Annotated in this window: 6 protein-coding genes; 2 read left to right on the top strand and 4 right to left on the bottom strand. The window is 68.1% G+C overall.

The window, feature by feature from the left end; all coding sequences use genetic code 11:
- Positions 1–199: 199 nt before the first annotated feature.
- Complete coding sequence (gene secA, locus ACNFOC_RS46985) at positions 200–3,013, bottom strand: preprotein translocase subunit SecA (RefSeq protein WP_416965127.1); 2,814 nt, start codon at positions 3,011–3,013, stop codon at positions 200–202.
- Between the two features lie 268 nt (positions 3,014–3,281).
- Between secA and ACNFOC_RS46980 the strand changes: the two genes are divergently transcribed.
- Both ACNFOC_RS46980 and ACNFOC_RS46975 read left to right on the top strand, forming a co-directional pair.
- Positions 3,282–3,869 carry a GNAT family N-acetyltransferase gene (locus tag ACNFOC_RS46980; protein WP_416965126.1) on the top strand — a complete coding sequence of 196 codons (588 nt, stop codon included), beginning with the start codon at positions 3,282–3,284 and terminating at the stop codon, positions 3,867–3,869.
- Positions 3,870–3,927: 58 nt separating this feature from the next.
- Complete coding sequence (locus tag ACNFOC_RS46975; protein ID WP_416965125.1) at positions 3,928–5,103, top strand: winged helix-turn-helix domain-containing protein; 1,176 nt, start codon at positions 3,928–3,930, stop codon at positions 5,101–5,103.
- A 3-nt stretch (positions 5,104–5,106) separates the two neighbouring features.
- Here the strand turns inward: ACNFOC_RS46975 and ACNFOC_RS46970 are convergent, their stop codons facing one another.
- The 3 genes from ACNFOC_RS46970 to ACNFOC_RS46960 form a co-directional block, all read right to left on the bottom strand.
- Complete coding sequence (locus ACNFOC_RS46970; RefSeq protein WP_416965124.1) at positions 5,107–5,853, bottom strand: response regulator; 747 nt, start codon at positions 5,851–5,853, stop codon at positions 5,107–5,109.
- A 205-nt stretch (positions 5,854–6,058) separates the two neighbouring features.
- Entirely contained in the window at positions 6,059–6,751 is a 693-nt protein-coding gene (gene hpf / locus ACNFOC_RS46965; protein WP_019056767.1) for a ribosome hibernation-promoting factor, HPF/YfiA family, read from the bottom strand.
- Positions 6,752–7,064: 313 nt separating this feature from the next.
- Positions 7,065–7,754: a ComF family protein gene (locus ACNFOC_RS46960; protein ID WP_416965128.1), complete on the bottom strand. Its 690-nt coding sequence runs from the start codon at positions 7,752–7,754 to the stop codon at positions 7,065–7,067.
- Positions 7,755–7,854: the final 100 nt, after the last annotated feature.

Raw genomic sequence — 7,854 nt, 5'->3', positions numbered from 1 at the left:
GCCGTACCCACCGCACCCCGCGCCTGCCCGCACCCCGCACGCACGCGTGCAACCCGCCCACACGCCAAAGGGCCGGGCACCTTCACGATGCCCGGCCCTTCAAGGTCCTCCACCGGAGAGCGGCGCGGCCCCGACAAGCTCAACCCCTCACTCAAGGGGCCGCCCGCCACAGCTCACCGCCAGACCCGCGGAGCGACCGTCACTTCTTGCGGCGGCTGCCCCGGCGCCCCTGCTTGCGGCGCTCCGCGCGCGTGAGGCCGTCCGACTCGGAGCGCACGGGCTCGTCGTCGCTGGTGAAGTCGCCCTCGACGATGCCGCCCTCGCCGTCCACGGTCGGCGCGGAGAAGTGCAGCCGGTCCGGCCGCTGCGGGGCGTCGAGCCCCTTGGCGCGGATCTCGGGACGGGCGCTCGCCTGGGCGGGCACCGTGTCCTCCTTGTCGAGCGACGGCTTGTCGTCCTCCACGGGGACTTCCTCGACCTGCTGCTCGACCTGGACCTCCAGGTTGAACAGGTAGCCGGCGGACTCCTCCTTGATGCCGTCCATCATGGCGGTGAACATGTCGAAGCCCTCGCGCTGGTACTCGACCAGCGGGTCCTTCTGGGCCATCGCGCGCAGGCCGATGCCCTCCTGGAGGTAGTCCATCTCGTAGAGGTGCTCGCGCCACTTGCGGTCCAGGACCGAGAGCACGACGCGGCGCTCCAGCTCACGCATGATCTCGGAGCCGAGCTGCTCCTCGCGCTCCTTGTACTGCTCGTGGATGTCGTCCTTGATGGACTCGGAGATGAACTCGGCGGTCAGACCGGCCCGGTCCCCGGCCGCCTCCTCCAGCTCCTCCACGGTGACCTTCACCGGGTAGAGCTGCTTGAACGCGCCCCACAGCCGGTCGAGGTCCCAGTCCTCCGGGAAGCCCTCTGCGGTCTCGGCGGTGATGTACGCGTCGATCGTGTCGTCCATGAAGTGCACGACCTGCTCCTGCAGGTCCTCGCCCTCCAGGACGCGGCGCCGCTCGCCGTAGATGACCTCGCGCTGGCGGTTGAGGACCTCGTCGTACTTGAGGACGTTCTTGCGGGTCTCGAAGTTCTGCTGCTCGACCTGCGACTGGGCGGACGCGATCGCGCGCGTGACCATCTTGTTCTCGATCGGCACGTCGTCCGGGACGTTCGCCATCGACATCACGCGCTCGACCATCTGGGCCTTGAACAGCCTCATCAGGTCGTCGCCCAGGGAGAGGTAGAAGCGGGACTCGCCCGGGTCGCCCTGACGGCCGGAGCGACCGCGCAACTGGTTGTCGATACGACGCGACTCGTGCCGCTCGGTACCGAGGACGTAGAGGCCTCCGAGGTCCTTGACCTCCTCGAACTCGTCCTTGACCGCCTGCTCGGCCCTCTCCAGCGCGGCGGGCAGGGCGTGGGCCCACTCCTCGATGTGCTCCTCGGGGTCGAGGCCCTGCTGGCGCAGCTCCGCCTCGGCGAGGTCGTCAGGGTTGCCGCCGAGTTTGATGTCCGTACCGCGGCCGGCCATGTTGGTGGCAACCGTCACGGCGCCCTTGCGGCCGGCCTGGGCGATGATCGGCGCCTCACGGTCGTGCTGCTTGGCATTCAGCACTTCGTGCTGGATGCCGCGCTTGGCGAGCTGCTGCGAGAGGTACTCGGACTTCTCGACCGACGTCGTACCGACGAGGATCGGCTGGCCCTTCTCGTGCTTCTCGGCGATGTCGTCGACGACCGCCTCGAACTTCGCGACCTCGGTGCGGTAGATCAGGTCGGACTGGTCCTTGCGGACCATGGGCCGGTTGGTCGGGATCGGGACGACGCCGAGCTTGTAGATCTGGTGGAACTCGGCGGCCTCGGTCATCGCCGTACCGGTCATGCCCGAGAGATTGCTGTAGAGGCGGAAGAAGTTCTGCAGGGTGATCGTGGCGAGCGTCTGGTTCTCGTCCTTGATGTCCACCCCTTCCTTCGCCTCGATCGCCTGGTGCATGCCCTCGTTGTAGCGGCGGCCGGCGAGGATACGCCCGGTGTGCTCGTCGACGATCATGACCTCACCGTCGATGACGACGTAGTCCTTGTCCTTCTTGAAGAGCTCCTTCGCCTTGATGGCGTTGTTCAGGTAGCCCACCAGCGGGGTGTTCACCGACTCGTAGAGGTTGTCGATGCCCAGCCAGTCCTCGACCTTGGTGACACCGCCCTCGTGGATGGCGACCGTGCGCTTCTTCTCGTCGACGTCGTAGTCGCCCGTGTCCTCCAGGCCCTTGAGCGAGTTACCGGCCTCGCCCTTCTTCAGGCGGGTGACGAGCTTGGCGAAGTCGCCGTACCACTTGGTGGCCTGGTCGGCCGGGCCGGAGATGATCAGCGGCGTACGGGCCTCGTCGATGAGGATGGAGTCGACCTCGTCGACGATCGCGAAGTTGTGGCCGCGCTGCACCAGTTCGTCCTGTGCCCACGCCATGTTGTCGCGCAGGTAGTCGAAGCCGAACTCGTTGTTCGTGCCGTACGTGATGTCGCACGCGTACTGCTCGCGGCGCTGGGCCGGGGTCATGTTGGCGAGGATGCAGCCGACCTCGAGGCCCAGGAACTTGTGGATGCGGCCCATCATCTCGGAGTCGCGCTCGGCCAGGTAGTCGTTGACCGTGATGATGTGGACACCATCTCCGGAGAGGGCGTTCAGATACGCGGGCAGGGTGCCGACCAGGGTCTTGCCCTCGCCGGTCTTCATCTCGGCGACGTAGCCGAGGTGCAGGGCCGCGCCGCCCATCATCTGCACGTCGTAGTGACGCTGGCCGAGGACGCGCTTGGCGGCCTCGCGCACGGTGGCGAACGCTTCGGGCAGCAGGTCGTCCAGGGTCTCACCATCGGCGTAGCGCTGCTTGTACTCCTCGGTGAGGGCCTTCAGCTCGGCGTCGGAGAGGTCGACGAAGTCCTCTTCGATGGAGTTGACCTGGTCCGCGATGCGGTGCAGCTTGCGCAGGATCTTGCCTTCGCCTGCACGCATGATCTTCGAGAGGACGGACACGGGGGTTGGTCTCCTTGCCGGTCGGGCCTGGGACGGTCGGTTTCCAATGACATGACTGAGCAACGGCCATCGTATGCGAGGACCCCGCCACGCCGGGAGCCTGCCGGGGACGCCGACCGTCCACTCCTTCAAATCTGCTTCAAAGGGGACAACGGCCGGGGGTCGCCGATGGTGCCGCGTCCCTCCGAGGAATTGCGCGAAATGTGATCACCCGCTCACACAGCGCAAAAGGATGGCGTCCTTGTGCGCCCCCGAGCAGAATCGGCCGATGGAACCCGTCACGCTCACGACCGACCGTCTCCTCCTGCGTTCCGTAGGCCCGCAGGACACCGATGTCGTGTATTCCGCCGCCCAGGACCCCGAGATCCAGCGCTGGACGACGATCCCCTCGCCCTACCTCCTGGAGCACGCGCAGAGTTTCACCGAACAACTGGTCCCGGAGGGCTGGGAGAACAGTTCGATGTTCACCTTCGGTGTCTTTCTCCCCGGACACCCCGAACTCCCCGAAGGGGAGTTGGTGGGCATGCTCGCCATCACGATGCGCTCCCTGGGCGTCGGCGAGGTCGGCTTCTGGGCCACGAAGGAGCACCGCGGCAACGGCTACATCACCGAGGCCACCATCGCCGTCTCCCGCTGGGCCTTCACCCGCCTGTCGATCGACCGAGTGGAATGGCGCGCGGAAGTCGGCAACAAGGGCTCCCGCGCGGTGGCCGAACACGCCGGTTTCACCATCGAGGGCACGCTCCGCTCCTCGCTCAACAACAAGGGCGTACGACGGGACTGCTGGGTGGGCTCCTTGCTGCCGTCGGACCTGGGCCTGCCGTCGACGGCGCCGTACCTTCCCGCCCAGCCGTAACGCGACAAATCCCCAGCTCAGCCCGCGTTGTCAGTGCCACCCTCTATCGTGCGGAGACATGACGAGTGCCCCGCGCCCCACGACCGACCTGTCGGCAGCCGACGCCCGCCGCATCGCCCTGCGCGCACAGGGTTTCCTCGGCGCCCCCGACCGCCGCGCGGGCGTGCGCGGCGTGCTCCGCCATCTCGGCGCGGTCCAGCTCGACACCATCTCGGTCCTCGCCCGCTCCCACGAACTCATCCCGTACGCCCGCCTCGGCGCCGTCCCCCGCAGGACGGTCGAGGACGCGTACTGGACCCAGACACACGCCTTCGAGTACTGGTCCCACGCCGCGTGCATCCTCCCCGTCGAGGAGTGGCCCCACTTCGCCTTCCGCCGCCGCGCCTACCGCGGCCGCCCGCACTGGAACCACGACCTCCCCGACGGCACCTACGAGCAGGTCATCAAGCAGCTCCGCGCCGAAGGCCCGCTGACGTCAACGGAGTTGGGCGGCGCCAAGCGCACCAGCGAGTGGTGGGACTGGTCCGGCGCCAAGGTCGCCGTGGAGCGCGCGCTCATGTACGGCGAGGTGGTGTGCGTGGAGCGCCGCGGCTGGAAGCGGGTCTACGACCTCGCCGAGCGCGCGATCCCGCAGGCGTTGCTGCACGACGAGCTGGATGACACCGAGTGCCTCCGCCGGCTGGTCGCCCTGGCGGGCCAGTCCTTGGGCGTCGGCACGCGCGCGGACATCGCCGACTACCACCGCCTCAAGGGCGAGCAGGTCGACGCCGTGATCGCCGACTCGGGCCTGGTCCCGGTCACGGTCGAGGGCTGGTCCAAGCCCGCCTGGGCCGACCCGGCGGCCCTGGAAACACCCCCGCGCGGCCGCCACCGCACCACACTCCTGTCCCCGTTCGACTCCCTGATCTGGGAGCGGGCCCGCACGGAGCGCATCTTCGGCTTCACCCACCGCCTGGAGGCCTACGTCCCCAAGCCGAAGCGGATCCACGGCTATTTCGCGATGCCGGTGCTCGCCGGAGGCCGGCTGGTCGGTCGCGTCGACCCCGCGCGCGAGGGCCGCACCCTGGTGGCCAAGCAGGTCACCCTGGACGGCGTGAGGGACGTCCCGTCCGTGGCCCAGGCCCTGGTCGAGGCCGCGAGCTGGGTGGACTGCACGGACGTACGCGTGGAGCGGGTGGACGCCCCCGAGCTGCGCGCCCCCCTCGCCGGAGAACTGGTCCGTCTCCTGGCGTGAGGGTCAGCGGATCTCGAGGATCTTCTCCCGCATCGCGTAGACGACCGCCTCCATCCTGGAGTGCAGCTGCAGCTTCTCCAGGATGTTGCGCACATGGTTCTTCACGGTGTTCTCGGAGATGAACAACTGCTTGGCGATATCGCGGTTGTTCATTCCGGTGGCGACGAGTTTGAGAACCTCCAGCTCACGGTCGGTGAGCCGGGGCGCGGGCACCAGTCGGCGCTCGTCGGTGCGCTGGATCATCGACTTGAACTCGGTGAGGAGTTTCGACGCCATGGAGGGGCTGATCTGCGACTGTCCGTCGGCCACGGCGCGAATGGCGGTGGCCACTTCGTCGGTCGAGATCTCCTTGAGGAGATATCCCGTCGCGCCCGCCTTGATCGCGTCGTAGAGATCGGCCTCTTCGTCGCTGATCGTGAGCATGATGATCTTCGCGCTGGGCGCGACCTCCTTGATGGAGGTGCACGCTTCGATCCCGCCCCGCTTCGGCATCCGTACGTCCATCAGGACGATGTCCGGCAGCAGATCGGCGGCCTTGTCCACGGCCTCGGCGCCGTCACCGGCCTCGCCGACGACCTGAATGTCCTCCTCGGCCGCCAGCACGATCTCCAGGCCCCGGCGGAAGAGGGCGTGGTCGTCCACGACAAGGACTCTGATCGGCTCCTTGCGTGTCGAGCCCGCTTCCGGGCCCATGCCGACGACGCCGCCGTCGGCTTCCCCGACATGCATCGGTCCGAAGCTGTCCGCCATCGTTCCTCCCCCTGAAGGCTGTGGCCTGTGGTCCTGTGCCATCGCCAACCCAAGGCAGCGGCCCACCGGTTGGGCCTGTACGGCCATGATTCCATGCCCGGACGGCAGTGCGGTCACGGAGCGGGGCGCGAAGTGGTCGCACACCGGTGCCCCTGGGGGCGCACACGCGCTCCAGGGGCACCGGCTCAGCTGTCTGCCGGGCGGGTCAGCCGCCCAGCGTGCCGCCGGCCGCGGGCGGTTGCGCCTGCGTGACCATCGGGTCCGTGCTGAGGTGGATGACGCCGTAGTCGTAGGCGTGCCGTCGGTAGACGACGCTCGGTTCCTTGGTCTCGGAGTCGACGAACAGGTAGAAGTCGTGTCCGACCAGTTCCATCTCGTAGAGCGCCTGGTCGAGGGACATCGGAGAGGCGACGTGGGTCTTCTCGCGGACGACGAGGGGGCCTTCGCCCTTGACCTCCAGCGAGCCGATCTTCTTGGTGGGCACACCGTCCGACTGCTCGTCCGGGACGGCGTGGCCGTTGCCGTTGAGCGTCGCGGCGCCCGGGACGTGGTCGGGGACCTCGGCGGCGGTGAGCCGACGGGCGCCGCGGCGCGTGTTGCGCTTGTCGTGCTGCTTGCGCAGCCGGGCGTCCAGCTTCTCCGCCGCGAGGTCGAGTGCCGCGTACGGATCGTTGGCCGATGCCTCCGCCCGGATCACCGGACCGCGGGAGCGGAGCGTGATCTCCACTCGGTCACAGCGGTCGGCCTGTCGGGGGTTCGGCTCCTTGGACACCTCCACGTCGAGGCTGATCACCTTGCCGTCGAGCTTCTGGATCTTCTCCAGCTTCAGCTTCTCGGCCACGTGCTTGCGGAACCGCTCGGGCACCTCGGTCTTGCGGCCCTTGACGACGATGTCCACGCAGAACTCCGTTCCCGGATCGCTCCGCTTCGCTGCGGAGCGTCTCCCTTTCGCACCAGGCTCCGGTCACCCCGGAACCTCGGACTCGGTGACTTCCACCTCCTCCTCCCCCATGGGCAAGATCTCCACCCCATGGCCGCGGGTGATTCCAGAAAACCCGCAGCACGGCATTCGGATAGGAGAGGTGCGGCCTGCGCCTTTCTCTCACAACCGAACATATCTCGCCCGGACGGATGTCGTCACCCTCTACCGCGGCGTACCTCCGTTCAGGTGAATTGCCCCTGTCATTACCTGCAACGACGCAAGTTCACAGTCAGTTCCGGTTTATTTCGAAGGAATCCGGCGACGCGGCGATCACCGCCGCGCAGATCAGGTCAGCGGGGCCGTTCACACCCGTGATTCCCGGTGCACTGAGTGCCATGTTCCTCCCGTTCTCCATTGATCTCTCGATGTGTTCCCCTCTGCCTTCCCGGGACACACCCATGTACACAGCGGCACTTGCGCCAACTTCTCCGCCGCCCGCGATCGCCTCCCGTACGGCACGCGCCGCCTCCCTCAAAGAGGCCCCGGTCGTCATCAAGTCGTCGACGAGCACCACCGGACCACCCGCGAGCAACCGGGCACCGCCCGCGACCACCTCCAGCGCACCCGCGAGATTGCCCATCCGCTCCCGTGAGTTGAGCCCCGACTGATCGGCCACCCACCGCCGCTGCCGCAACACGGCCACCACCCGAGCCGGCGTCCCGGTCCGCCGCAACTCCCCCGCCGCCGCGAGCGCGATCCGCCGAGCCGGATCATGCCCACGCGCCCGCACGGCCGCCCGAGCAGAGGGCACGGGGACGAGCAGCACGGGCGCCGGCCTGTGACTCCGCGACGGGACGTGGCGGACCTGCCCGTGCTGCCCGACCTGAGCCTGCCGCTGCCCTGCCTGAGCTTGCGCGGATCGCACCTGACCTGCCTGCGCCTGATATCGGCCACCCTGCGACGGTTGCCCCGCCTCCATCGGCCCGACCCGCACCTGCCGCTGCCCTGCTTGAGCCTGGCCGACCTGCCCTGCCTGCGGCTGCGCAACCTGAGCCCGGCTGACCCTGTCTCTTATACAC

Source organism: Streptomyces colwelliae, from assembly GCF_048158785.1.
Taxonomy (GTDB): domain Bacteria; phylum Actinomycetota; class Actinomycetes; order Streptomycetales; family Streptomycetaceae; genus Streptomyces.
Note: the sequence above shows the minus strand (reverse complement) of the source record. Positions and strands in the feature narration are given on the sequence as shown.

Bases quoted from the DNA above. Each gene is read 5' to 3' on its own strand.
- ACNFOC_RS46960 (WP_416965128.1), bottom strand. From the start codon at position 7,754: ATGGAGGCGGGGCAACCGTCGCAGGGTGGCCGATATCAGGCGCAGGCA.
- ACNFOC_RS46970 (WP_416965124.1), bottom strand. From the start codon at position 5,853: ATGGCGGACAGCTTCGGACCGATGCATGTCGGGGAAGCCGACGGCGGC.
- ACNFOC_RS46980 (WP_416965126.1), top strand. From the start codon at position 3,282: ATGGAACCCGTCACGCTCACGACCGACCGTCTCCTCCTGCGTTCCGTA.
- ACNFOC_RS46975 (WP_416965125.1), top strand. From the start codon at position 3,928: ATGACGAGTGCCCCGCGCCCCACGACCGACCTGTCGGCAGCCGACGCC.